Annotated in this window: 24 protein-coding genes; 17 read left to right on the top strand and 7 right to left on the bottom strand. The window is 63.7% G+C overall.

The genetic code is table 11. From position 1 onward, the window contains the following. Positions 1-35 precede the first annotated feature (35 nt). The 5 genes from IVA88_RS07725 to IVA88_RS07705 form a co-directional block, all read right to left on the bottom strand. Positions 36-1,025, bottom strand: a complete 990-nt coding sequence (locus tag IVA88_RS07725; protein ID WP_247496684.1) for an oligopeptide/dipeptide ABC transporter ATP-binding protein — start codon at positions 1,023-1,025, stop codon at positions 36-38. Continuing rightward, positions 1,022-2,008 carry an ABC transporter ATP-binding protein gene (locus IVA88_RS07720; RefSeq protein ID WP_247496683.1) on the bottom strand — a complete coding sequence of 329 codons (987 nt, stop codon included), beginning with the start codon at positions 2,006-2,008 and terminating at the stop codon, positions 1,022-1,024. The genes IVA88_RS07725 and IVA88_RS07720 overlap by 4 nt, the downstream gene beginning before the upstream one ends. Positions 2,009-2,021: 13 nt before the next feature. Beyond that, positions 2,022-2,990 carry an ABC transporter permease gene (locus IVA88_RS07715; protein WP_247496682.1) on the bottom strand — a complete coding sequence of 323 codons (969 nt, stop codon included), beginning with the start codon at positions 2,988-2,990 and terminating at the stop codon, positions 2,022-2,024. After that, the gene (locus IVA88_RS07710; RefSeq protein WP_247496681.1) at positions 2,991-3,971 is read right to left on the bottom strand and encodes an ABC transporter permease; all 981 of its coding nucleotides are present in this window, start codon (positions 3,969-3,971) and stop codon (positions 2,991-2,993) included. 101 nt (positions 3,972-4,072) lie between these two features. Next, positions 4,073-5,671 carry an ABC transporter substrate-binding protein gene (locus tag IVA88_RS07705; protein ID WP_247496680.1) on the bottom strand — a complete coding sequence of 533 codons (1,599 nt, stop codon included), beginning with the start codon at positions 5,669-5,671 and terminating at the stop codon, positions 4,073-4,075. 293 nt (positions 5,672-5,964) lie between these two features. Between IVA88_RS07705 and IVA88_RS07700 the strand changes: the two genes are divergently transcribed. The 6 genes from IVA88_RS07700 to IVA88_RS07675 are packed head-to-tail and all read left to right on the top strand — an operon-like array spanning position 5,965 to position 13,606. Beyond that, entirely contained in the window at positions 5,965-6,222 is a 258-nt protein-coding gene (locus IVA88_RS07700) for a DUF6489 family protein (protein WP_247496679.1), read from the top strand. Continuing rightward, complete coding sequence (locus IVA88_RS07695; RefSeq protein ID WP_247496678.1) at positions 6,222-7,022, top strand: alpha/beta hydrolase; 801 nt, start codon at positions 6,222-6,224, stop codon at positions 7,020-7,022. The genes IVA88_RS07700 and IVA88_RS07695 overlap by 1 nt, the downstream gene beginning before the upstream one ends. 46 nt (positions 7,023-7,068) lie before the next feature. Continuing rightward, on the top strand, positions 7,069-8,619 hold the full coding sequence (locus IVA88_RS07690) for a wax ester/triacylglycerol synthase family O-acyltransferase (RefSeq protein WP_247496677.1): 1,551 nt from the start codon (positions 7,069-7,071) through the stop codon (positions 8,617-8,619). A 10-nt stretch (positions 8,620-8,629) separates the two neighbouring features. Continuing rightward, a complete protein-coding gene (locus tag IVA88_RS07685; protein WP_247496931.1) occupies positions 8,630-9,625 on the top strand; it encodes an alpha/beta hydrolase in 996 nt (331 codons plus the stop codon). Positions 9,626-9,670: 45 nt separating this feature from the next. Beyond that, the gene (locus IVA88_RS07680) at positions 9,671-12,901 is read left to right on the top strand and encodes a cytochrome P450 (protein ID WP_247496676.1); all 3,231 of its coding nucleotides are present in this window, start codon (positions 9,671-9,673) and stop codon (positions 12,899-12,901) included. A 30-nt stretch (positions 12,902-12,931) separates the two neighbouring features. Further along, positions 12,932-13,606 (top strand): spermidine synthase, encoded by a 675-nt coding sequence (locus IVA88_RS07675; RefSeq protein WP_247496675.1) that lies wholly within the window; start codon positions 12,932-12,934, stop codon positions 13,604-13,606. A 29-nt stretch (positions 13,607-13,635) separates the two neighbouring features. On the opposite strand, the gene IVA88_RS07670 is transcribed toward IVA88_RS07675, so the two are convergent. After that, entirely contained in the window at positions 13,636-14,100 is a 465-nt protein-coding gene (locus tag IVA88_RS07670) for a nuclear transport factor 2 family protein (RefSeq protein WP_247496674.1), read from the bottom strand. 127 nt (positions 14,101-14,227) lie between these two features. Continuing rightward, positions 14,228-15,142 carry an alpha/beta hydrolase gene (locus tag IVA88_RS07665; RefSeq protein WP_247496673.1) on the bottom strand — a complete coding sequence of 305 codons (915 nt, stop codon included), beginning with the start codon at positions 15,140-15,142 and terminating at the stop codon, positions 14,228-14,230. Between the two features lie 172 nt (positions 15,143-15,314). Here IVA88_RS07665 and IVA88_RS07660 point away from each other — a divergent pair, with 172 nt between their 5' ends. From IVA88_RS07660 to paaD, 11 genes are all read left to right on the top strand, one after another. Beyond that, complete coding sequence (locus IVA88_RS07660) at positions 15,315-15,698, top strand: hypothetical protein (protein WP_247496672.1); 384 nt, start codon at positions 15,315-15,317, stop codon at positions 15,696-15,698. After that, on the top strand, positions 15,695-16,777 hold the full coding sequence (locus tag IVA88_RS07655) for an alpha/beta fold hydrolase (protein WP_247496671.1): 1,083 nt from the start codon (positions 15,695-15,697) through the stop codon (positions 16,775-16,777). Before IVA88_RS07660 ends, IVA88_RS07655 begins: the two co-directional genes overlap by 4 nt. Continuing rightward, the gene (locus IVA88_RS07650; RefSeq protein ID WP_247496670.1) at positions 16,774-17,367 is read left to right on the top strand and encodes a GNAT family N-acetyltransferase; all 594 of its coding nucleotides are present in this window, start codon (positions 16,774-16,776) and stop codon (positions 17,365-17,367) included. Before IVA88_RS07655 ends, IVA88_RS07650 begins: the two co-directional genes overlap by 4 nt. A 204-nt stretch (positions 17,368-17,571) precedes the next feature. After that, the gene (locus tag IVA88_RS07645) at positions 17,572-18,027 is read left to right on the top strand and encodes a phasin (RefSeq protein ID WP_247496669.1); all 456 of its coding nucleotides are present in this window, start codon (positions 17,572-17,574) and stop codon (positions 18,025-18,027) included. 111 nt (positions 18,028-18,138) lie between these two features. Next, positions 18,139-19,425: a DUF445 domain-containing protein gene (locus IVA88_RS07640; protein WP_247496668.1), complete on the top strand. Its 1,287-nt coding sequence runs from the start codon at positions 18,139-18,141 to the stop codon at positions 19,423-19,425. A gap of 201 nt (positions 19,426-19,626) precedes the next feature. Then, positions 19,627-20,397 carry an alpha/beta hydrolase gene (locus IVA88_RS07635; RefSeq protein WP_247496667.1) on the top strand — a complete coding sequence of 257 codons (771 nt, stop codon included), beginning with the start codon at positions 19,627-19,629 and terminating at the stop codon, positions 20,395-20,397. A 92-nt stretch (positions 20,398-20,489) separates the two neighbouring features. After that, positions 20,490-21,356 (top strand): phenylacetic acid degradation operon negative regulatory protein PaaX, encoded by an 867-nt coding sequence (gene paaX, locus IVA88_RS07630; protein ID WP_247496666.1) that lies wholly within the window; start codon positions 20,490-20,492, stop codon positions 21,354-21,356. A gap of 76 nt (positions 21,357-21,432) precedes the next feature. Continuing rightward, complete coding sequence (paaA, locus tag IVA88_RS07625; protein ID WP_247496665.1) at positions 21,433-22,425, top strand: 1,2-phenylacetyl-CoA epoxidase subunit PaaA; 993 nt, start codon at positions 21,433-21,435, stop codon at positions 22,423-22,425. Positions 22,426-22,435: 10 nt separating this feature from the next. Further along, positions 22,436-22,723 (top strand): 1,2-phenylacetyl-CoA epoxidase subunit PaaB, encoded by a 288-nt coding sequence (paaB, locus tag IVA88_RS07620; protein ID WP_247496664.1) that lies wholly within the window; start codon positions 22,436-22,438, stop codon positions 22,721-22,723. Continuing rightward, on the top strand, positions 22,723-23,499 hold the full coding sequence (paaC, locus tag IVA88_RS07615) for a 1,2-phenylacetyl-CoA epoxidase subunit PaaC (protein WP_247496663.1): 777 nt from the start codon (positions 22,723-22,725) through the stop codon (positions 23,497-23,499). The genes paaB and paaC overlap by 1 nt, the downstream gene beginning before the upstream one ends. Continuing rightward, a complete protein-coding gene (gene paaD / locus IVA88_RS07610; protein WP_247496662.1) occupies positions 23,493-23,996 on the top strand; it encodes a 1,2-phenylacetyl-CoA epoxidase subunit PaaD in 504 nt (167 codons plus the stop codon). Before paaC ends, paaD begins: the two co-directional genes overlap by 7 nt. The last annotated feature ends 1 nt before the right edge of the window (position 23,997 follow it).

Here is a 23,997-nt window from a genome sequence, read left to right as displayed (position 1 = left end):
GCCGCCAAATGCGCAGGCTGCATGGCACGCGCGCGTCATGCCGGTACCGGCGCGGTGTTCACCACGTGGCAGGCGACGCCGTCGATCAGTTCCGGGGCTTCCTTGCGGCAGAGATCGAACGCCAGCGGGCAGCGCGGATTGAAGGCACAGCCGGGCGGCGGATTGATCGGGTTCGGGATCTCACCCTTCACTGGAATCCGCTGGCGGCCGCTCATGGCGAGATCAGGCACGGCACCGAGCAGCATCTTGGTGTAGGGCATGCGCGGACGAGCAAACAGCTCGCGTCCTTCCGCGATCTCGACAATGCGGCCGAGATACATCACGCCGACGCGGCTCGCCATATGGCGGACCACGGCGAGGTTGTGGCTGATGAACATGTAGGTCAGGCCAAACTTGTCCTGGAGGTCGCGCATCAGGTTCAGGATCTGCGCCTGCACGGAGACGTCGAGCGCCGAGGTCGGCTCGTCGCAGACGATGAATTCGGCATCGGAAGCGAGCGCACGCGCGATGGCGATGCGCTGGCGCTGGCCGCCGGAGAATTCGTGCGGAAACTTCAAGCGGTCGTCGGGATGCAGGCCGACGAGGCTGAGCAGCTCGCCGACGCGTCCCTGGATGTCGCGCTCGCCCTGGATCAGGTCGAAGGCGCGGATCGGCTCGGAGATGATGGCATCCACCCGGAAGCGCGGGTTCAGGCTCGCATAGGGGTCCTGGAAGATCATCTGGATGCGGCGGCGCAGCTTTCGACGTGCCGGCGCCTGCCGCGGGTCGGTCATCGAGACGCCGTCGATCAGGACGTTGCCGGAGCTCGGCGGCAGCAGGCCGACGACCATCCGCGCCACCGTCGTCTTGCCCGAGCCGGATTCTCCAACCAGTGCAAAAGTCTCGCCCTTCCTGATGTCGAAAGTGACGCCGTCGACGGCCTTGAGATATTCGAGCTGGCCGCCCTCGAGCACGCGGTTGAGCCAGGGCTTCGAGACGTCGAAGACGCGCCGCAGATTTGTGGCCTGGACGAAGGGAGCGCTCACGCCGCGCTCTCCGTCGGCACGCTGTCATAGAGGTGGCAGGCAACGGATTGCGTGCCGCGCGGCAGCGGCTCGGGCCGCTCGATGCGGCAGCGGTCGAATGCGAATGCGCAGCGCGGATTGAACGAGCAGCCGCGCGGGATCGCCGACAGGCGCGGCATGGAGCCGGGGATCTGCACCAGACGCTTGTCGTCGCCGGCAAGGGTCGGGATCGCGCCCATCAGGCCCTTGGCATAAGGGTGCAGCGGATTCCTGACGACGTCCTGCACCGGACCGATCTCGGCGACGCGGCCGGCATACATCACCGCGACACGGTCGGACGCCTCCGCGATCACGCCCATGTCGTGGGTCACCAGCATCACGGCGGTGCCGTGGTCGCGACCGAGTCGCTTGATGAGCGAGATGATTTGCGCCTGTACGGAGACGTCGAGCGCCGTGGTCGGCTCGTCCGCGATGATCAGCTCCGGCTCGGCGCAAATCGCGAGCGCAATGACCACGCGCTGGCGCATGCCGCCGGAGAATTCGTGCGGATAGCCGTCGATGCGCTTTTCCGGTGCGGGGATCCCGACTTCGGCGAGCAGGTCGATGGCGCGGCGGCGCGCGGCGGTCTCGGACAGGTTCAGATGGGTTCTGATCGTCTCGATGAGCTGATCGCCAATCTTGTACAGCGGATTGAGCGAGGTGAGGGGATCCTGGAAGATCATGCCGATACGTTTTCCACGCACGCGGCGCATCTCTTCCGGCGGCAGATTGTCGATGCGCAGGCCGGACAGGCGGATCTCGCCGCCCGAGATGCGCCCCGGGGGATCGATCAGGCCAATGACCGCGAGTCCGGTGACCGATTTGCCGGCGCCGGACTCGCCGACAACACCGAGCACCTCGCCCTTCGCGATGTCGAAGGAGACACTATCGATCGCGCGCAGCGTGCCCCGGCGGGAGGCGAACTCGACCTGAAGATTACGAACGGAGAGAACGGGCTCGGTCATGAACGCTGCATACTCATCGGAGTTTCGGGTTAAGCGCGTCGCGCAGCCAGTCGCCGAGCAGATTGATCGACAGGATCAGCGCCGCGAGTGCGATTCCAGGGAAGGCGACGATCCACCATTCGCCCGCGAACAGATAGTTGTTGCCGATGCGGATCAACGTGCCCAGCGATGGCATGGTCTCAGGCATCCCCGAGCCGAGGAACGACAGCGTCGCCTCGGTGATGATAGCGAGCGCGAGATTGATGGTGGCGATGACGAGAATCGGCCCCATCGTGTTCGGCAGCACGTGGCGCAACATGATCACCGGGGCGGGCAGGCCAATGAGCTGGGCGGCGGCGACATAGTCCTTGTTCTTCTCGACCATGACGGAGCCGCGCACGGTGCGGGCATATTGCACCCAAAAGCTCAACCCGATCGCGAAGACCAGGACAGCCAGCATGCTCATCTCGTCGAGCTTGTTGCCGAAGACCGATTTGGCGATGCCGTTGATCAGCAGCGCGATCAGGATCGCCGGGAACGAAAGCTGCACGTCGGCGATGCGCATGATCAGCCCGTCGACGGCACCGCCGAAATAGCCGGCCGTCAGCCCGAGCAGGATGCCGATCGCGCCGGAGAAGACGACGCCGAGCACGCCGACGAGAAGCGAGATGCGCATGCCGTAAAGGATCGCGGACAACACGTCCCGGCCTTGTTCGTCGGTGCCGAGCAGGAACGGGCTCTGGCCGTCGGAGGTCCATAATGGCGAGATGCGCGAGTTCATCAACTGGAGCTGCGCCGGGTCGAAGGGATTCTGGACCGACAGCACCGAGGCGAGGATCGCGACCAGGAAGAACAGCAGCGTCACCGCCGCTGCGACCATGGTGATTTTGGAGCGGCGAAATGAATAGAACAGGTCGCTGTCGAGCGTGCGTTTGAACCAACCCGGCGCGTCGGCGCGCGGGCCGCGTTCGTCGACCTTGTGCGGGACGACGGCTTCGCTCATTCAATGTGCCCGGCTGATCGTCGAGCGCAGCCGCGGATCGACGATGGTGTAGAGGATATCAACCACGAGATTGATGGTGACGAAGATCAGGGACACCATCATCAGATAGGCGGCCATGATCGGGATATCGACATTCTGCACGGCCTGGACGAACAGCAACCCCATGCCGGGCCACTGGAACACGGTCTCGGTGATGATCGCAAATGCAATTACCGAGCCAAATTGCAGGCCAGCCACCGTGATGACCGGGATCAGCGTGTTGCGCAGCGCATGGCCGAAATGGATGGCGCGGGTGGTGAGGCCGCGGGCACGGGCGAAGCGGATGTAGTCGGTGCGCATGACTTCGAGCATCTCGGTGCGGACCAGCCGCATGATCAGCGTCATCTGGAACAAGCCTAGCGTGATCGAGGGCATGATCAGCGCCTTCAGTCCGGACAGCGTCAGCAGACCCGTCGTCCACCAGCCGATATGCACGACGTCGCCGCGCCCGAACGAGGGCAGCCAGCCGAGCGTCACCGAGAACAGGTAGATCATGAGAATGCCGATCAGGAAGGTCGGCAGCGAGATGCCGATCAGCGAGATCGCCTGGAACGCGTGTGTGAGCCAGCTGTCGCGGCGAAGCGCCGAATAGACGCCCATCAGGATGCCACAGAGCATCGCGAAGATGGTGGCGCAGATCGCGAGCTCCAGGGTCGCGGGCATCCGCTCCATCAGAAGATTGGAGACAGGCAGGCGGAACTGGTAGGAGACGCCGAACTTGAACTGCGCAGCGTTGCCGATATAGCGGCCGAACTGCACGATCACGGGATCGTCGAGGCCGAGCGATTTGCGGATCGCGGCGCGTTCGGCGCCGGACGTGTCCATCCCGACCATCTGGTTCACGGGATCCCCGGCGAAACGAAACATCGAGAAGGAGATGATCCCGACGGCGATCATGACACCAATGGCCTGAATGGCCCGGCGCAGTGTGAAAGCGAGCATCTGTTCCTTTCACATAACTTCAGCAGCACGCATCATCGCGTTAGCCCGAAACAGCAAGTCCCGGAAGCCAGGGCTTCCGGGACTTCACAACTTGTCGACAACTACTCGTCCTGCTTGGTCGCCCAGTAGAGCAGGACCTGGTTGTCTGCGCGCTGGGTCAGCTTCACCTTCTTGGACACGCCCCAGGCCAGCGCCTGCTGATGCAGCGGCACGTAGGCCCAGTCCTTCATCGAGATCTCCCAAGCCTGCTTGATCAGCAAATCGCGCTTGGCCGTATCGAGTTCCAGGAGAACCTTGTCCGCGAGTTCGTCGAACTGCTTGTTGCAGTAACCAGCGAGATTGGCTTCTCCGCGGTTGGGATCCTTAGGATCATCGCGGCAACCCATGATGTCGTGCAGGACGTTGTGGGAGTCCAGCGTGTCGGGGGTCCAGCCCAGCATGAAGAACGACGTCTTGTAGCCGCCGGGCTTCAGAACCTTGGCGAAATACTGGGCTTTGGGTTGCGCCAGCAGCTCCACTTTGAGGCCGATGCGGGCGAGCATGCCGACGACGGCCTGACAAATCGCGGCGTCATTGACGTAGCGATCGTTGGGGCAGTCCATCGTGACTTCGAAACCCTCGGGATAGCCGGCGTCAGCCAGGAGCTTCTTGGCGGCGTCGGGATCGAGCTTCGGCCGGGTGAAATCCTTCGAGGCAAAGATCTCTGGTGCGACCATCAACGCGGACGGCGTAGACAGTCCGCGCATGACGCGATTCTTGATCAGGTCGACGTCGATTGCCCGGTAGACGGCTTCGCGGACGCGAACGTCCTTGAATGGGTTCTTGCCCTTGACGTTGGAGTACAAGAGCTCGTCACGCGCCTGATCCATGCCGACAAAGATGGTGCGGAGTTCAGGTCCCGTCAGCACGGTGGCGTTCGGACTCGCTTTCACGCGCTCGATGTCCTGGACCGGAACCGGCTCGATCACGTCGACCTCGCCGGACAACAGCGCCGCAACACGCGTGGCGGGGTTGGCGATCGGCGTGAAGATGATCTCCTTCAGATTATGTTCCGGCTTGCGCCACCAGTTCGGATTGGCCTTGAAGACGGTCTTCACGCCCGGCTGATGGCTGTCGATCGTGAAGGCGCCGGTGCCGTTCTCATGGAGCGAGGCGTAGCTCGGGGTCGTGGCGGCGGCCGGCGTCGGTGCCATCGCATCGTTCGCCTCTGCCCATTTCTTGTCCATGATGTACCAGGTCGCCCACAGCGCCGTCAGAATAGGATTGGGCGAGGTCAGGATGAAATCGACGGTGTAATCGTCGATCTTGACCACCTTGGCATCGGCGGGAACGCGGCTCTGGAAATTCGAGCCTTTCGCCCGCACGCGGTCGGCCGAGAACACCACGTCGTCCGCGGTGAAGGGGTCGCCGTTGTGGAATTTGACGTCCTTGCGCAGGTGAAAGCGCCAGCGTGTCGGCTCCGGCGTCTCCCAGCTTTCGGCGAGTGCCGGGACGATCTTCAGGTCCTTGCCGCGGGCAACCAGGCCCTCATAGACATGACCGAGATGCGCACTGGTGGTCGACTCGTTCAGCGTGTACGGGTCGAGCGACTTGAGCTCACCCTGGTTGGCGTAGCGCAGCGTCTGGCTCGACGCCGGCGAGACCGCCAACGCAAGCATACCGGCGAGCGTCGCCGCAAACAGAGTTCGACCGACTGACATTCTTGACCTCTCCACTCTGCCGCGCCGTGATTTTTGATTTTTCGGCGTGGCGGCCCAATCCATGTTGCCCAGAGTTCTCGACCCGTGCAAGCGCCATTCCAGCAAGGAACGCGCCAAGTTGCACCGCTGTGCAGCAATGCTGACCGGCAATCTGGAGGCGAGGGGCGGATTCGATTGACCATACCCGCTGATCGCGGAAGCCTGAGCACGGTCGCCGGCTCCAGGCCGCTTGCGTTGCACACCGTCTCGCGGCGATACTGCGGCAGGCCGCTCGAATCTCATCTGGAGGGGACATGAAAGTTAATATCGAAATCGACTGCACCCCCCTTGAAGCCCGTCAGTTCATCGGATTGCCCGACCTGGCTCCGATGCAGACGGCGGTGATGGACAAGCTGCAGCAGCAGGTCCTGAGCAACATCGACAAGGTCTCGCCGGAGTCGCTGATCCAGAGCTGGTTCACCTTCGATCCGAAGATCGCCGAGCGGTTTCAGGACATGTTCGTCACCATGGCCGGTCTCGGCAGCCCGCGTAGCGGCGATAAGAAGAAATAATGCCGCCCGGTCCGGACGGGCCGCTGACCCCAGGCCGGCTTCGTCCGCCGGGCCTTGCTTTGCTGCTCGCCGAAGCCCGTGGGATCTTCGAACTCAACGCCAGCCTGGTACTGTCGCTGGTCCTGATGCGCGCGCCCAGAGGCGATGGCCATCCGGTGCTGGCGCTGCCCGGCTTTCTCGCCAGCGACCTCTCGATGGCGCCGATGCGGCGCTACCTCAGCGAGCTCGGCTATGAGGCACATGCCTTGCGGATGGGCCGCAATTTCGGCGGGCTCGGACGGATGCGGGATTCGCTACGCGCCCGTCTCGCCGAAATCCATGCTGCGAGCGGACGCAAGGTCAGCCTGGTCGGCTGGAGCCTCGGCGGCGTCTATGCGCGCGATCTCGCACTCCAAGCGCCCGACATGGTCCGTAACGTCATCACGCTCGGCAGCCCCTTTGCGAACGACGTGCGAGCGACCAATGCCACGCGTCTCTACGAGATGATGTCCGGCGAGCGGGTGGAGGATTTTGCCGAACTGCGCCAGGCGATCGCCGGCGATCTGCCGGTGCCGGCGACATCGATCTATTCGCGCGCCGACGGCATCGTGAACTGGCGGACGTGCCTGCTACGTCCCTCCGACCGTGCCGAGAACATCGAGGTGCATCTGGCGAGCCATATCGGGCTTGGGGTGAATCCCGCAGCGCTGTGGGCTGTGGCGGACCGCCTTGCGCAACCGGAGGGGGAGTTCTGGCCATTTGACCGGGCAGGGCCGTTTGCCATTGCATATGCCCCGCCGGAACAGGCAGTATCGGCCTGACGAGAAGCGCCGCCTAAGGCGCCCGTCAAATAATTGGGAGGGAACTATGGCTGAGGGCAAGAAGCTGTCGTCGCTGGACGCGTCGTTTCTCTATCTGGAAACGCCGGAAATGCCGATGCACGTCGGGAGCATGGCGATCTTTCGCCTGCCGGACGACTACAAGGGCGACTTCTTCGAAGACTTCAAGGCGATGATCGTATCGCGCCTGCACATCGCGCCGATCCTCAAAGCGCGCCTGGAGAAGGCGCCGCTCGACATCGATCACCCCTCCTGGGTTGAGGACGATCAGTTCGACATCGACCGTCACATCTTCCGCGCCAGCCTGCCGCAGCCGCGCGACCGCGCCACGCTCGAACGCATCGTTGGCTGGATGCACGCCAAGCTCCTCAATCGCGCCCGCCCGCTCTGGGAGTTCTACGTGTTCGAGGGCATGAAGGACAACGAGGTCGGGCTTTACTCCAAGATGCACCATGCCGCCATCGACGGCGGCGCCGGTGCGGCGCTGACCAACATGATCTACGACATCTCGCCGGTCCCGCGGAAGGTCGATCTGCCGACCGCAGGAGCCAAGCCCGCACAGGAGCCGCGCGATATCGCCGCGAACCTGCTGGATTCCTACCAGCAGCTCTTCACCCTGCCCCTCGATGCATCGGCCGCCGCGAAGAACCTGCAACTGCCGCGCACCGGCAAGAGCGACATCGGCTCGATCCTGTTTGATAATGCGATGTACCAGATCGAGAGTGCGGTGCGCTTTGCCGGCAACATTCCGACCATGGTCAAGAGCGTGTCGGACGTGCTCGGCAAGATATCCGATCCAAAATCGCGCGAGAGCCTCGCCAGCATGGTGTCGCCGCCGACCATGCTCAACAAGTCGATCTCGTCCGAGCGCAGCTTTGCCGGCGTCTCGATCTCGCTGTCGCGATCCAAGGCGCTGGCCAAGCAGGCCGGCGGCAAGCTCAATGACGTCGTGCTGGCGCTCGCCTCCGGCGTGGTCCGGCGCTACCTCCAGCAATATGCCACGCTGCCGGCGAAATCGCTGACCGCGGCCGTGCCGATCTCGCTACGCGAGGAGGGCAACACCGAGGCCAATAATCAGGTGTTCGGCATGATCTGTTCGATCGCGACCAACATCGACGATCCGAAGGCGCGGCTGGAAGCCATTATCGCGCAGTCGACCAAGTCCAAGGAGATGTCGCATCCGCTGCGCGCGCTGATGCCGCAGGTCTCCAACATCTCGATGCTGGGCGCGCCGATCATCGTTCAGATCATGGCGCTGCTCTACAGCCGCTCCGATTTGTCGAATGTGTTGCCGCCGGCCGCCAACATCACGGTGTCCAATGTGCCGGGGCCGCGGCAAACGCTCTACGCCGCCGGCGCCGAGCTGTTGCACATCTTCCCGGTGTCGATCTCGACGCATGGACAGGCGCTCAACATCACCGTGCAGAGCTATCGCGACCAGCTCGATTTCGGCTTCATCGTCGGCGCCAACATTATTCCGCACGTGCAGGTGATGTGCGACATGCTGCCGGAAGAATTCGCCGCGCTGGAGGCGGCCTACGCCCCGCCCGCGGCCGACGTCAGGGGCGCCGCGGAGTAGGAACGTGACGATGATTGAAATGCCGCCGCTCAAGTTCGCGCGGACGAACGGAATCCGCATGGGCTATTACGAGGCGGGCCCGGCCGATGATAAGCCGCCGATCGTGCTGTGCCATGGCTGGCCCGAGCTTGCTTTCTCCTGGCGTCACCAGATCAAGGCGCTCAGCGAGGCCGGCATCCGGGTGATCGCGCCGGACCAGCGCGGCTATGGCGCGACCGATCGTCCCGAGCCGGTCGATGACTACGACATGGAGCATTTGACCGACGATCTGGTCGGGCTGCTCGATCATCTCGGGATCGACAAGGCGATCTTCGTCGGCCACGATTGGGGCGGATTCGTCGTCTGGCAAATGCCGCTGCGGCATCCTTCGCGCGTTGCCGGTGTGGTCGGCGTCAATACCCCGCATTGGGACCGCGCGCCGATCGATCCGATCGCGCTGTTCCGACAGCGCTACGGCGATCAGATGTATATCGTTCAGTTCCAGGATCCCGCGCGCGGGCCGGACAAGATATTCGGCAGCCGCGTCGAGCAGACGTTCGACGCGTTCATGCGCAAGCCACTGGCGCGGCCGGCGGCGAAAGCGGAGGAGCCGCCGATCGCGGGTGTCGGCGCTTCGTCAAAGACCAATCTGGCTTTCCCGCAGATGATCGCGGCCTATGACGCCAAGCACGATCCGCGTCCGCCTATCCTGTCTGACGACGAGAAGAAGGTGTTCGTCGATACATTCACAGAGACCGGCTTCACCGGCGGCATCAATTGGTATCGCAATTTTACGCGCAATTGGGAGCGTTCGAAGGGGCTCGATCATCACGTATATGTGCCGTCACTGATGGTCATGGCGGAGAACGATGCCGTGCTGCCGCCGTCGGCGGCCGACGGCATGGAGAAACTGGTGGCCGATCTCGAGAAATATCTAGTGAAGGACAGCGGCCATTGGACGCAGCAGGAGAAGCCGGAAGAGGTCAGCGCCAAATTGATCGAATGGCGTAGAAGGCGGTTCGGCTAGCTCGCAACGACGGCGTTGAATACCGAGGCAGGGGAAGCACTTTTAATGTCATCGAAGAACCGTCTGGACCCGATCCCGCAGCCGCCGACCAAGCCGGTGGTCGGCAACATGCTGTCACTGGATTCGTCCGCGCCGGTGCAGCATCTGACGCGGCTTGCCAAGGAGCTGGGTCCGATCTTCTGGCTCGACATGATGGGCTCGCCGATCGTGGTCGTCTCCGGCCACGATCTCGTCGACGAGCTGTCCGACGAGAAGCGTTTCGACAAGACGGTGCGCGGTGCGCTGCGGCGGGTGCGCGCAGTCGGCGGCGACGGCCTGTTCACGGCCGACACCAGGGAGCCGAACTGGAGCAAGGCGCACAACATCCTGCTCCAGCCCTTCGGCAACCGCGCCATGCAGTCCTATCATCCGAGCATGGTCGACATCGCCGAGCAGCTGGTCGGCAAATGGGAACGGCTCAACGCCGACGACGAGATCGACGTCGTCCACGACATGACGGCGCTGACGCTGGATACGATCGGCCTGTGCGGCTTCGACTACCGCTTCAATTCGTTCTACCGGCGCGACTACCATCCCTTCGTCGAATCGCTGGTGCGCTCGCTCGAAACCATCATGATGACCCGCGGCCTGCCGTTCGAGCAGCTCTGGATGCAGAGGCGGCGCAAGACCATGGCCGAAGACGTCGACTTCATGAACAGGATGGTCGACGAGATCATCGCCGAGCGCCGCAAGGGTGGCGAGGCGACCGACGACAAGAAGGACATGCTTGCGGCGATGATGACCGGCGTCGATCGCTCGACCGGCGAGCAGCTCGACGACGTCAACATCCGCTACCAGATCAATACGTTCCTGATCGCAGGCCACGAGACCACCAGCGGCCTGTTGTCCTGCACGCTCTATGCGCTGCTAAAACACCCCGATATTCTCAAGAAGGCCTACGACGAGGTCGATCGCGTCTTCGGTCCCGACGTCAATGCGAGGCCGACCTATCAGCAGGTGACGCAGCTCACCTATATCACGCAGATCCTGAAGGAGGCGCTGCGGCTATGGCCGCCGGCGCCGGCCTATGGCATCTCGCCGCTCAACGACGAGACCGTCGGTGGCGGCAAGTACAAGCTTCCGAAGGGTACGTTCACGACCATCCTGGTGACGGCGCTGCATCGTGACCCCAACGTCTGGGGGCCGAACCCGGACGCGTTCGATCCGGAGAATTTCAGCCGGGAGGCGGAAGCCAAACGGCCGATCAATGCCTGGAAGCCGTTCGGCAACGGCCAGCGCGCCTGCATCGGCCGCGGCTTCGCCATGCACGAGGCCGCGCTCGCGCTCGGCATGATCCTCCAGCGCTTCAAGCTGATCGACCACCAGCGCTATCAGATGCATCTGAAGGAAACGCTGACGATGAAGCCGGAGGGCTTCAAGATCAAGGTCCGTCCGCGCGTCAATCGCGAGCGCGGTGCCTATGGCGGGCCTGTCGTGGCTGCGGCGCCCAAGGCGCCGCGTCAGCCGACCACGCGGCTCGGCCACAACACGCCGATGCTGGTGCTTTACGGCTCCAATCTCGGCACCGCCGAGGAGCTCGCGACGCGCATGGCCGACCTTGCCGAAATCAACGGCTTTGCCGTTCATCTCGGGCCGCTCGACGATTACGTCGGCAAGCTGCCGCAGGAGGGGGGCGTGCTGATCATCTGCGCCTCCTACAACGGCGCGCCGCCGGACAATGCGACGCAATTCGTCAAATGGCTCGGCGACGAGCTGCCGAACGATGCGTTTGCCAATGTGCGTTACGCCGTGTTCGGCTGCGGCAACAGCGACTGGGCCGCGACCTACCAATCGGTGCCGCGCTTCATCGACGAGAAATTGTCGGCGCATGGTGCGCGCGCCGTCTATCCGCGCGGCGAAGGCGATGCGCGCAGCGATCTCGATGGCCAGTTCCAGAAATGGTTCCCGGCGGCCGCCCAGGTCGCCACCAAGGAATTCGGCATCGACTGGAATTTCACCCGTACCGCGGAGGACGATCCCCTCTACGCGATCGAGCCGGTCGCCGTGACCGCCGTCAACACCATCGTCGCCCAAGGCGGCGCGGTGGCAATGAAGGTGCTGGTCAATGACGAGCTCCAGAACAAGGCCGGTTCCAATCCGTCAGAGCGTTCGACACGCCACATCGAGGTGCAGCTGCCGTCCAACATTACGTACCACGTCGGCGATCATCTGAGTGTGGTCCCGCGCAACGATCCGACGCTGGTGGATTCGGTTGCCCGTCGCTTCGGCTTCCTGCCGGCCGACCAGATCAGGCTTCAGGTCGCCGAAGGCCGCCGCGCGCAATTGCCGGTCGGCGACGCCGTGTCGGTGGGCCGTCTGCTCAGCGAGTTCGTCGAGCTCCAGCAAGTGGCGACACGGAAGCAGATCCAGATCATGGCCGAGCACACGCGCTGCCCGGTGACCAAGCCGAAGCTGCTGGCCTTCGTTGGCGAGGAGGCCGAACCGCTCGAGCGCTATCGCAGTGAGATTCTAGCCAGGCGGAAATCGGTTTTCGATCTGCTGCTCGAATATCCAGCCTGCGAATTGCCGTTCCACGTCTATCTGGAAATGCTCTCGCTGTTGGCGCCGCGCTATTATTCAATCTCGTCCTCGCCGTCGGCCGATCCAACGCGTTGCAGCGTCACGGTCGGCGTGGTCGAAGGGCCGGCCGCCTCCGGCCGCGGCACCTACAGGGGCATCTGCTCGAACTATCTCGCCAATCGACGCGCGGGCGACGCGATCTATGCTACCGTGCGTGAGACCAAGGCCGGCTTCCGGCTTACTGATGATTCGTCCGTGCCGATCATCATGATCGGTCCGGGCACGGGACTGGCGCCGTTCCGCGGCTTCCTCCAGGAGCGCGCCGCGCGCAAGGCGAAGGGCGCCGCGCTCGGCCCGGCCATGCTGTTTTTCGGCTGCCGCCATCCCGATCAGGATTTTCTCTACGCGGACGAGCTGCAGGCACTGGCGGCAAGCGGTATCACGGAGCTGTTCACGGCGTTCTCGCGCGCAGAGGGCCCGAAGACGTATGTGCAGCACGTCCTCGCCGCGCAGAAGGACAAGGTCTGGCCGCTGATCGAGCAGGGCGCCATCGTCTATGTCTGTGGCGACGGCAGCAAGATGGAGCCCGATGTGAAGGCGGCGCTGGTCGCAATTCATCGCGAGAAGAGCGGCAGCGATGCCGCCACGGCTGCGCGCTGGATCGAGGAGATGGGAGCCAGGAACCGGTATGTGCTGGACGTGTGGGCGGGTGGATAACCCGGCGGCCGGACGTGCTAAAGCTCTCGCATGATTCCCTGGGAAAAGATCGACACCGCCAAAATCCCCGGCTCCGATGAAGAGCTTCGCCTGATGCGGCGAGGCAAGGAGTTCTCCATCAAGCTCGGCACCAACGAGCTGATGAACAACCGCCTGTCAGGCTCGGAAGCCGCGCTCGCCACGCTCGCGGCGAAGCAGATCGAGACGGTCGCAAAGCCTGTCGTCCTCATCGGCGGCCTGGGTATGGGTTTTACGCTGCGTGCGGCGCTCACCGTGCTCGGAGCTAAGGCGAAGATCGTTGTCTCCGAGCTCGTGCCGGCGGTGGTCGCCTGGGCGCGGGGCCCGATGGCGCAGGTGTTCGGCGACAGCCTCGATGATGTCAGGGTGAGCATCCGGGAAACCGATGTTGGCGAAATCATCCGGGCACATCGGTCGGCGTTCGACGCTATTCTCCTCGACGTCGACAACGGGCCGGAAGGGCTGACCCGGAAGGGCAATGATGCGCTCTACAATGCGAGCGGGTTGAAGGCGGCGAAGACGGCGCTGCGAGCGGGCGGCGTCCTGGCCGTCTGGTCCTCGGGACCGAACCCGGCTTTTACCAATCGGCTCGGGAGTGCCGGCTTCGACGTCAACGAAGTCAATATCCGCGCCACCGGAAGAGGCGGCGGCGCGCGCCACGTGATCTGGATGGCCAGGAAGAGCTAGGCCGTCTGCGCTGCCACCAGCTCAATCCGTCAGAACATCGTGTTGTTGTTCGCGGGAGTTTCGGGGATGGCCTGAACGACGTCCCAGTGTTCGACGACTTTGCCGTTCTCCAGCTTGAAGATGTCGACGATCGCGTTGCCCCTGCTGCCGGGCTCGCGAACTGCGTGAACGTGCAGGATGACGTAGTCGCCATCCACGAAGCTGCGCTTGATCTCGCTGTGCGAGTTCGGGAATTTCTCGCGCAGGAAGCCGATGAACTTTCGGAAGCCGTCTGGACCATCGGCTGCGTTTGGATTGTGCTGGACGTAGCGGTCGCCGACATGGGCGAGGGCTGCATCGGCGTCCTTTTGGTTGAGCCCCTTCTCGTAGAAGGCAAGGACGGTTTTGCGATTGGCTTCTTCTTGCGCGCTACCCGCCATCGCGGCGCCACTGGCGAGGGACAGTGTGAGAACTGAAGCGGCGACGATTGCGGCCGACCGGACGATGAGGTGCATGTGAACTCCGAGAGGCCGCAGCCTGTTTCTTGGCGATTGAGGGAGGCCTGTATAACTTTCGTGCCGGCTCGCGTTAAGAGAGTAACCGGCAGCTCACATGGTCACTGTGAGGAGACCTTCTACCGGTCTACGCCGCCTGCGCCGCAGCGCCATGCGCGTGCTTGTCGATGGCGCCAATGATCTCCGGCCAGAACCGCATCGGCAGCGCGTGGCCCATGCCGTCGATCATCAGCAGCTTTGCCCCCGGAATTGACTCTGCCGTGTCCCTGCCGCCTTCGGGACGGACCAGGGGATCGACCGTGCCGTGGATGACGAGCGTCGGCGTCTTTACACCGTGAAGCCGCTCCTTGCGGCTGCCGGAGGCGAGTACCGCGCGGAGCTGCCGGCCGACGCCGGCCGGATTGAGCCCGCGCGCGAACACGCGCTCGGCACGATCAGGGTCGAGTGCTTCCTCTTCCGGAAAGGACCCGGCCCGCAACACCTTCCAGGTCTGGCCGTAGCGGACGATGAACTCCTCCTTGCTGCGCGGCGGGGGCGCCATCAGCATCGCGGCGGCCTCGCGGGTCGGCGGCGGCACGCGCGGATTGCCTGTCGTCGACATGATCGAGGTCAGCGACCGCACGCGCTCGGGAAACGACAGCGTCACCTCCTGCGCGATCATGCCGCCCATGGACGCGCCGACCAGATGCGCCGACCTGATGCCGAGCGCGTCCATCAGCCCGACCGTGTCCTTGGCCATGTCGATGAGTTTGTAGGTGGCCGCAACGGGAATCCTGAGGAAGCGGAGCTTCAACAGCTCGAGCGGCGTCAGGCGCTTGCCGCCGGTGAAATGGCTCGACTTGCCGATGTCGCGGTTGTCGAAGCGGACCACGCGAAAGCCGCGTGCGGCGAGCTGCTCGCAGAACGCATCGTCCCAATGGATCATCTGGGCGCCCAACCCCATGATCAGCAGCAGCGGCTCGGCATTGTCGTTGCCGAAAATCTCGTAACAGATGTCGATGCCGTTGGCACGGACGGTTTGCGGCGGCTGATGGGCGTTCACGGGTGCGTTCCCTTGGCTTTTGATCATTGCTGTATCGCACGGTTTGACCCCTCAATGAAGCCGCGTGCGCGACACCGTACCCGCTGCTTGCCGGTTGACCGGCACCGCGCAACGGTGTGGTATGGCGAAAAAAGGAAGGGCATCGAAGCTCTCGATTTTCCGGAGGACGCCGATGACCGACAAGACCAACGACCCCGTTGCCCTGTGGCAGAAGATGGTTGGCGATATGGAAAAGGGGTTCAACTCCTTCGCCAATCAGGCCATGTCGTCGCCCGAGTTTTCGCAAGCCATGAACCGGGCCGGCGGTGTTGCTGCAGGTGCTCAGAAGCAGCTCGGCGACCTCATGGAGAAATATCTGGTCTCCATGAATCTGCCGAGCCGGGAGCAGGTCACCGGCCTTGCCGAGCGGCTGCAAGCCATCGAGGGACAGATCGGTGAGATCAAGTCGATGCTGAGCCAGATGGCGGCGGGTTCCGGACTATCTCAACGCTCCGATGGCGCATTGCGCCCGCCGCGCACCAAGCGCCCGCCATCTGAAGGCGGAGAGCAGACATGAATGCACCCGCCGGATTGGATTTTGCAGGGATCCCGGAGCGCATCCAGTCCGAGGTGCAACGCGCCATCCAGCGCAGCATCAAGGGCGTCGAATATTTCTCGACGTCCGGTCCCACGCTCGGTTCGACTCCGAAGGACGTGCTGCATTCGCGCGGCACGATGAGCCTCTACCATTATCGGCCGATGTCCGACGAGATCTACCGAATTCCGATCTTGATCGTGATGGCGACCACCAATCGCGGTTACATTCTCGACCTCGTGCCCGGCCAGAGCTTCATCGAGTTCCTGTTGAAACGCGGCTACGACGTCTACATGCTCGACTGGAGCGCTCCACGGCCGGAGGAGAAGAGCCTCCGCATGGAGGATTACGTCCTCGACTTCATCCCGGACTGCATCCGCCGCGTGCAGCAGGATTCCGGCGAACAGGACGTCTCCGTCATCGGCTATTGTTTCGGCGGTGTGCTGTCGCTGCTCTATGGCTCGATCCACAGGGACGGGCCGATGAAGAATTTGATCTGCTTCACCACGCCCATCGACTTTCGCGAGATGAAGCTGTTCGCGAATTTCTCCGACCGTCGCTATTTCGACGTCGACCGCCTCGTCGACAGCGTCGGCAACGTGCCGCCCGAGATGATCCTGTCGTCGTTCGAGATGCTGCGCCCGGCCTCGCGCACCGTCAGCCAAATCCAGCTCTGGGAAAACATCTGGAACGACGAGTTCGTCAAGTCGTACCGGATGTTCGACCGCTGGGCGACAGACACGTTGCCGCTCGCTGGGGAATATTTCCGCACCATCACCAAGGACCTGATGTGGGACAACAAGCTGTTCAACGACACCATGTCGGTCGGCGGTCGTGCTGCGAAGCTCGAGGACATCAAGGTGCCGTTCCTGCATGCTGTGGCGGAGCATGACCACATCGTGCCGTATGAGGCCGCAAAGCACCTGATCGCCAAGATCGGATCCGAGGACAAGGAAGAGGTGATGCTGAAGGGCGGTCACGTCTCGCTCGTCGCCGGCGCCAATGCGGTGAAGCGGCTATGGCCGAAACTGGATTCCTGGCTGGGGAAGAGATCGACATGAGCGAGCAGCGTTCCTATCCGCGTCATTTCAAGACGGACGCCGGCGATATCGAGATCCGCCTGATGTCGTCCGCGGACGAAGCCGCGGTGCTCGCCTTCGGCAAGGGCCTGCCGACCCACGACTTGTTGTTCCTGCCGCGCAACATCAGTGAGCCGAAGGTGCTCTCCGCATGGGTCAAGGAGATCGAGCGCGGCGCGATCACGAGCCTGCTCGCGGTCAGGGGCGGCACGGTCGTCGGCTGCGGCACGTTGGTGCGCGACCCGCATTCCTGGTCGCCCCATGTCGGCGAGATCCGGATGGTGGTTTCGCTCGACGTGCGCGGGAAGGGGGTCGGACGGACGCTGTCGCAGGAAACCTTCGCACTCGCGCTCGGCGCCGGCCTCGAAAAGCTCTCGGTCCAGATGACGGTCGATCAGCAGGCGGCGATCACGCTGTTCGAGAGCCTCGGCTTCAAGGCCGAGGCGTTGCTGCGCGACCACGTCCGGGACGTCGATGGCAAGACCCACGATATCGTCGTGCTTGGGCACAACATCGCGCAGGTCCAGGCGCAAATGGAGGCCTATGGGCTGCCGGGCGCCGTCCAGCACTGAAAGCCTCTGGTCGGGTGCCCGGGAACCTGGATGGCCAGAGAGGCGCCCGGATGCCTCTCATTAAGGCTGTTCACGCTTTCGTGATATCGCACTGCAATATGAATATTGCATCGCACAATTAACTATGGCATATAAGCCGTGCCCCGGGCCAGAACCGGACGGGGTGAGCCCATAGCTCAACGCAATGAGGATGGAGAGACCCCAATGACCACCGAAACCAATACCGCTTTCGAAGGCTTCAAGGACGCGTTCAAGAACATCCAGAACCTGGAAGTTCCCGAGGCGGCCCGTGAGTTCGTCAAGAAGACCGCCAACACCGCCAAGGACCGTGCTGCCGAGGTGTTCGCTGGCTCCGAGCGCGTGACCGCCGCCGTCGAGAACGCGGTGACCGAGTCCGTCACCGAAGCCGGCAAGATCAGCCGCAACATCCAGCAGGCGATCTACGAGGACGCCGAAGCGTTCTTCGCGGGCATCCACAAGCTCGCGTCCGCCAAGTCGTTCAGCGAAGCTGCCGAGATCCAGTCCGGGCTGCTCCGCGCCCGCGGCGAAGCGTTCGTCTCGCGCGCCAAGGCGACCACCGACTATCTCGGCAAGCTCGCCGCGAACGGTGCGAAGTCCGCTCAGGACAATTTTGCCAAGGTCTACAACAAGACCGCGTGATCTGGCGCCCGAGCTTAAACTGAATTTTGAGGCCCGCTTCGGCGGGCCTTGTTTTTTGGGTCGCCGTCATTGCTTCGCTTCGCTTGCAATGACGGGTACTGTGATGCAGTCATGACTCTACTCGCCACCTTCTCCTTCGACACTCCCGGCGACGCCGAACGCGCGGCCGAGCTGCGCCGCGTGAAAGCGCTGGCGACGCTGGTGCTGGGGTCGACGCTTGTCCTGTTCGTCGTCGCGAAATGGTTGCTGCCCGTGCATCCCGTGTTCGGATTCATCGCGGCCTTCGCGGAAGCCGCAACCATCGGCGGGCTCGCCGACTGGTATGCGGTGGTCGCCCTGTTCAAGCGTCCGCTCGGCCTGCCGATCCCGCACACCGCGATCATCCAGAGCAACCAGGCCCGTATCGCCGACAAGCTCGGCGAATTCATCCAAGTGCATTTCCTCGAGGCTGCCCCCGTCGAGGCGAAGCTGAAGGAGATCGATTTCGGCTCCTTCGTCGCCGACTGGTTGCGTGATCGCAAGCGCAGCGATGACCTCGCGCGCTTTGCGCTGCGCCTGCTGCCGGAGGCGGTCTCAGCGACCGAGAGCTCCGGTCTGATGACCTTCATCATCCGCCGCATGTCCTCGCAGCTCCAGGCCATCGACCTGGCGCCGCTCGCGGCCGGCACGTTGCGCGGTTTCGTCGCGGAAGGGCGGCATCAGATCCTGTTCGACGATCTCCTGCGCGTGATGCACGAGACGCTGAACCAGACCGAGACGATGGCGATGATCCGCGAGAAGGTGCGCGCGGAGTTGCCGACCTTGCTCAGGCTCTACCGGGCCGACAAATTTTTGGTGAACAGAATCGTGGCCTCGGCCACCGCGTTCTTCAATGAAGTCCGCAGCGATCCCAAGCACCCGTTCCGCGGCGAGTTCGACCGCATGGTGCTGAGCTTCGTCGATCGGCTCGGCACCGATCAGGCCTATGTCGACCGCATCGACGGCTTGAAGCGCGATCTGCTAGCGCGTCCGGAACTCGCCGATCTTGCTCGAACCGTCTGGGCCAACACGCGGTCCTTCATCGAGCGCAGTGCAAGCGGCGAGACGCAGGTGCTGCAGCATCATCTCGCCGGCATGTGTGTTGCGGCCGGCGAAGCGCTCGCCGGCGATGCCGAGCTGCGCGGCGAGATCAACAAGGGATTGGTGGCGGTGCTGCGCAGTTTCGTCGCAGACCAGAAGAGCGGCGTTTCGACCTTCATTTCGGACCAGGTCAAGTCGTGGGACATGGCGCAGCTGATTTCGCTGATCGAAATCAACATCGGCCGCGACCTGCAATACATCCGCTTCAACGGCTCGCTGATCGGCGGGCTCGCAGGCCTTGCGCTTTACTCCGTAGAATTCCTGCTTCGATTGTTGTGACTTTTGCGTCACGGAGGCCAGCATTAACGCGCGGGCCTATTGTGGCCCGGTGTGTCTGCCGCTTGAATGTCGGGAACCCGCTGCCTAGCTGATTCATGTTGCGTTGCGGAACGATCAAGAAGCCGGCGTGTTGGAATCCCATACCCGATTGCCGGCACGCACCCGGTGGCCTTTTCAGCAATTCTTCCCAGGGGACCATTGATGACCGCTACTGCCCAGACGCTGCGTCCGCCGTCCCGTACTCTGATGTTCCTGGAAGGGCGAGCGATCCACGAGTTCGGCGCATTCCTCGGCGCGCTGCCGCTGCTCAGCCTCGCGCCGCGCGGCGACGGGCATCCGGTGCTGGTTCTGCCGGGCCTCGTGGCCTCCGATATGTCCACGCGCGCGTTGCGCACGTTTCTGTCGGGCAAAGGCTATGCGGCGAGCGGCTGGCGCCAGGGCCGCAATTACGGCCTGCGCGAGGGCGTGCAGCACGCGATGGTCGATCTCGTTCATGAGCTCAGCGACAGGCACGGCCGCAAGATCAGCCTGGTCGGCTGGAGCCTCGGCGGTCTCTATGCGCGCCAGCTCGCCAAGATGATGCCCGACCGCGTGCGCCAGGTGATCACGCTCGGCAGCCCCTTTGCCGGCGATCCCCATTCGACCAATGCCTGGCGCGTCTATGAATGGGCGAGCGGGCGGAAGTCCGACGATGTCGATCCGCAGTTCGGCGGCGATCTCGCCGTTCCGCCGCCGGTGCCGACCACGGCGATCTTCAGCCGCACCGACGGCGTCTGCGCCTGGCAGGGCTGCATGGAGAAGACGGGCGCGCAGACCGAGAGCATCGAGATCGAGAGCAGCCATTGCGGCATGGGCCATCACCCGGCTGCGGTCTACGCGGTGGCCGACCGCCTCGCGCAGAAGGAAGGCCAGTGGCGGCCCTTCGACCGTAGCGGCTGGCGCAGCGTGGTCTATCCCGATCCGCATCGGTAGTTCTTTGCCTCTCCCCGTAAGAACGGGGCGAGGGAGAAGACCGTCGCACCCGTCCATTGTCGCGCCCGCACCAAACGCGCTATGCCTCGCGCATGGCGCAGCCGTTGTCCCGCATCATCGATCAGCTCAAGCGCGAGCCGTCGCGCACCGGCTCCATCGTCATCACCGTGTTCGGCGATGCCATCGTGCCGCGTGGCGGCTCGGTATGGCTCGGCACACTGCTGGAATTCTTTGAAAGCCTCGACATCGACAGCGGCGTGGTGCGTACCGCGATGTCGCGGCTTGCCGCCGATGGCTGGCTGACGCGTGAAAAGGTCGGCCGCAACAGTTTTTATCGCTTGGCCGACAAAGGCCGTCAGATCTTCGAGGCCGCGACGCGCCATATCTATGATCCGCCGCCGTCCGACTGGACCGGGCGCTTCGAGCTGCTGCTGATCGGCAATGGCTGGGATCGCGACGCCTCGCGCGAGGCGCTCCGCAATGCCGGCTTCGGCAGCCCGCTGCCGGGCGTGTGGGTCGCGCCGTCAGGCGTGCCGGTGCCGGACGAGGCCGCCGGCGCGATCCGCCTTGAAGTCTCGGCCGAGGATGACAGCGGCCGCCGGCTGCTCAGTGCGAGCTGGCCGCTGGATCGCACCGCGGACGCCTATCTGAAGTTCATGAAGACGTTCGAGCCGCTGCGCGCCGCGATCGCGCGCGGCACGCACTTGTCCGAGGCCGACGCCTTCACGGCGCGTATCCTCCTGATCCACCATTACCGCCGCGTCGTGCTGCGCGATCCGCTGCTGCCCGAAAGCCTGCTTCCGGCGGACTGGCCGGGCAGGGCCGCCCGCGCGCTGTGCGGCGAAATCTATCGCGCGCTGCTTGCTCCGTCGGAACAATGGCTTGATGGTCATGGAACCAACGAAAAGGGGCCATTGCCGCCAGCGCGAAAACTCCTGGAAAGGAGATTTGAGGCTTGATCATTATGTTACAGAAATATCTTGCATGAGGTAGTTCTTGTTATATATTGCCTCTCAATAAAATGGGAGGACGCGCATGTATACCCAGGCGCTGAACACGGCAGAGGCCGACGATCGCGGTCTTGAGGACGCGGCCAAGGCTGCGCAGTTCCAGGCCCGCATCGATGCCGAGGAGCGCATCGAGCCGAACGACTGGATGCCGGCGGCCTATCGCAAAACGCTGACCCGGCAGATCTCGCAACACGCTCATTCCGAAATCGTCGGCATGCTGCCCGAAGGCAATTGGATCACGCGCGCGCCGTCCCTGCGCCGTAAGGCCGCGCTGCTTGCCAAGGTGCAGGACGAGTGCGGCCACGGGCTTTATCTCTATGCCGCGGCCGAGACGCTCGGCACTTCGCGCGAAGAGCTGGTCGATGCCATGCTCACGGGCAAGGCAAAATATTCCTCGATCTTCAACTATCCGACACTGACCTGGGCCGACATCGGCACCATCGGCTGGCTGGTCGACGGCGCCGCGATCATGAACCAGATCCCGCTGTGCCGCTGCTCTTACGGTCCTTACGCGCGCGCGATGATCCGCGTCTGCAAGGAGGAGTCGTTCCACCAGCGCCAGGGCTATGAAATCATGCTGACGCTGTGCCGCGGCTCGGACGAGCAGAAGGCGATGGCGCAGGATGCCTTGAACCGGTGGTGGTGGCCGGTGCTGATGATGTTCGGCCCGCCCGATGCCACGAGCCAGCATAGTGACACCTCCACGAAGTGGAAGATCAAGCGCTTCTCAAATGACGAGCTCCGCCAGAAGTTCGTCGATGCCACGGTGCCGCAGGCGCAGTATCTCGGCCTCACCATTCCGGATCCCGGCATGATTCAGGATGCGGACGGGCACTGGCGCTACAGCGAGATCGACTGGAGCGAGTTCAAGCAGGTGCTCGCCGGTAACGGTCCCTGCAACCGTGACCGGTTGGCCGCGCGCCGCAAGGCGCACGAAGAGGGCGCCTGGGTGCGCGAGGCGGCTGCGGCGTATGCCGCGAAGCGCGCGCAGCGTCGGACGGCACAAGCAGCAGAATAGGGAAATCGCGATGGCCACGCCGAACACGCCGCTATGGGAAGTCTTCATTCGCAGCCGCAACGGGCTCGCGCACAAGCATGTCGGCTCGCTGCATGCGAGCGACGCCACGATGGCCCTACAGGCCGCCCGCGATCTCTACACCCGTCGCGGCGAGGGTCTTTCGATCTGGGTGGTGCCGTCGACGGCGATCACCGCGAGCGATCCCGCCGAAAAGGGCATGATGTTCGAGCCGGCGGAATCGAAGATCTACCGGCACCCGACGTTCTACGAGGTGCCCGAAGAAGTAGGGCACATGTGATGCGCGTCGCGAACATCCAGGTCTCAGAGACGCCGGTGGTGCTTTACGCATTGCGCCGTGCCGACGACGCGCTGATCCTCGGGCACAGGCTGTCGGAATGGTGCGGACATGCGCCGATGCTGGAAGAGGACATGGCACTCTCCAACATTGCGCTTGATCTCATCGGCCAGGCGCGCGAGCTCTACACCTATGCCGCCAAAGTTGAAGGCAAGGACAACGACGAGGACAGGTTCGCGTATCTGCGCGACGTCAGGCAATACCGCAATTTGCTGCTGGTGGAGCAGCCGAACGGCGACTTCGCCCAGACCATGGTTCGGCAGTTGTTCTATTCCGCCTTCGCCGATCTCTACTGGCGTGCGATGATGACGTCCCGCGACGCGACGCTGGCGGCCATCGCCGCGAAGTCCGAGAAGGAGAGCGCCTATCACCTTCGCCATGCCTCGGAGTGGATCATCCGGCTCGGCGACGGCACGGATGAAAGCCGCGCCCGCGCGCAGGGCGCGATCGATCATCTCTGGGCATTTACCGGCGAGATGTTTGCCGTCGATGAAGGCGAACGCGCCCTGATCCATGCCGATATCGCCATCGATCCCGGAAGCTTGCGCGGTCGCTGGCTGACGACGCTCTCGGCTGTCATCCGTGAGGCCACGCTTGATCTGCCGCAGACCGACTGGATGCAGCAGGGCGGCCGTTCCGGGCGGCACAGCGAGCATCTTGGCCATCTTCTCGCCGAGCTGCAGTCGATGCAGCGCACTTTCCCGGGGCAGACATGGTGACGGTGCTGGAGCGCCATAACGAACTGCGCCAACGCGCCTGGGACGCCGCGGCGAGCGTGGTCGATCCCGAAATTCCGGTTTTGACGATCGCCGATCTCGGCGTGCTCCGCGATGTCGTTCTCGACGGCGATCACGTCGAGGTCGCGATCACCCCGACCTATTCGGGCTGCCCGGCCATGAACATGATCGCATTGGAAATCGAGGTCGCGCTGGAGCGCGCCGGCTTCCGCCGTCCCACGATCCGCACTGTGCTGTCGCCGGCCTGGACCACCGACTGGATGAGCGAGGAGGGCCGCCGGAAGCTTCACGCCTACGGCATCGCGCCGCCGCAAGCCTCGAATTCACGCCGCGCGCTGTTCGGCGAGCAGGCCGTTGCGTGCCCGCAATGCGGCTCAGCGAATACCGAGCTGCTGTCCGAATTCGGCTCGACCTCCTGCAAGGCGCTGTGGCGTTGCAGGGCCTGCCGCGAACCGTTTGATTATTTCAAGTGTCATTGAC

This window comes from Bradyrhizobium sp. 149 (assembly GCF_023073915.1).
Lineage (GTDB): Bacteria > Pseudomonadota > Alphaproteobacteria > Rhizobiales > Xanthobacteraceae > Bradyrhizobium.
This window is presented reverse-complemented; position numbering and strand designations above follow the sequence as displayed.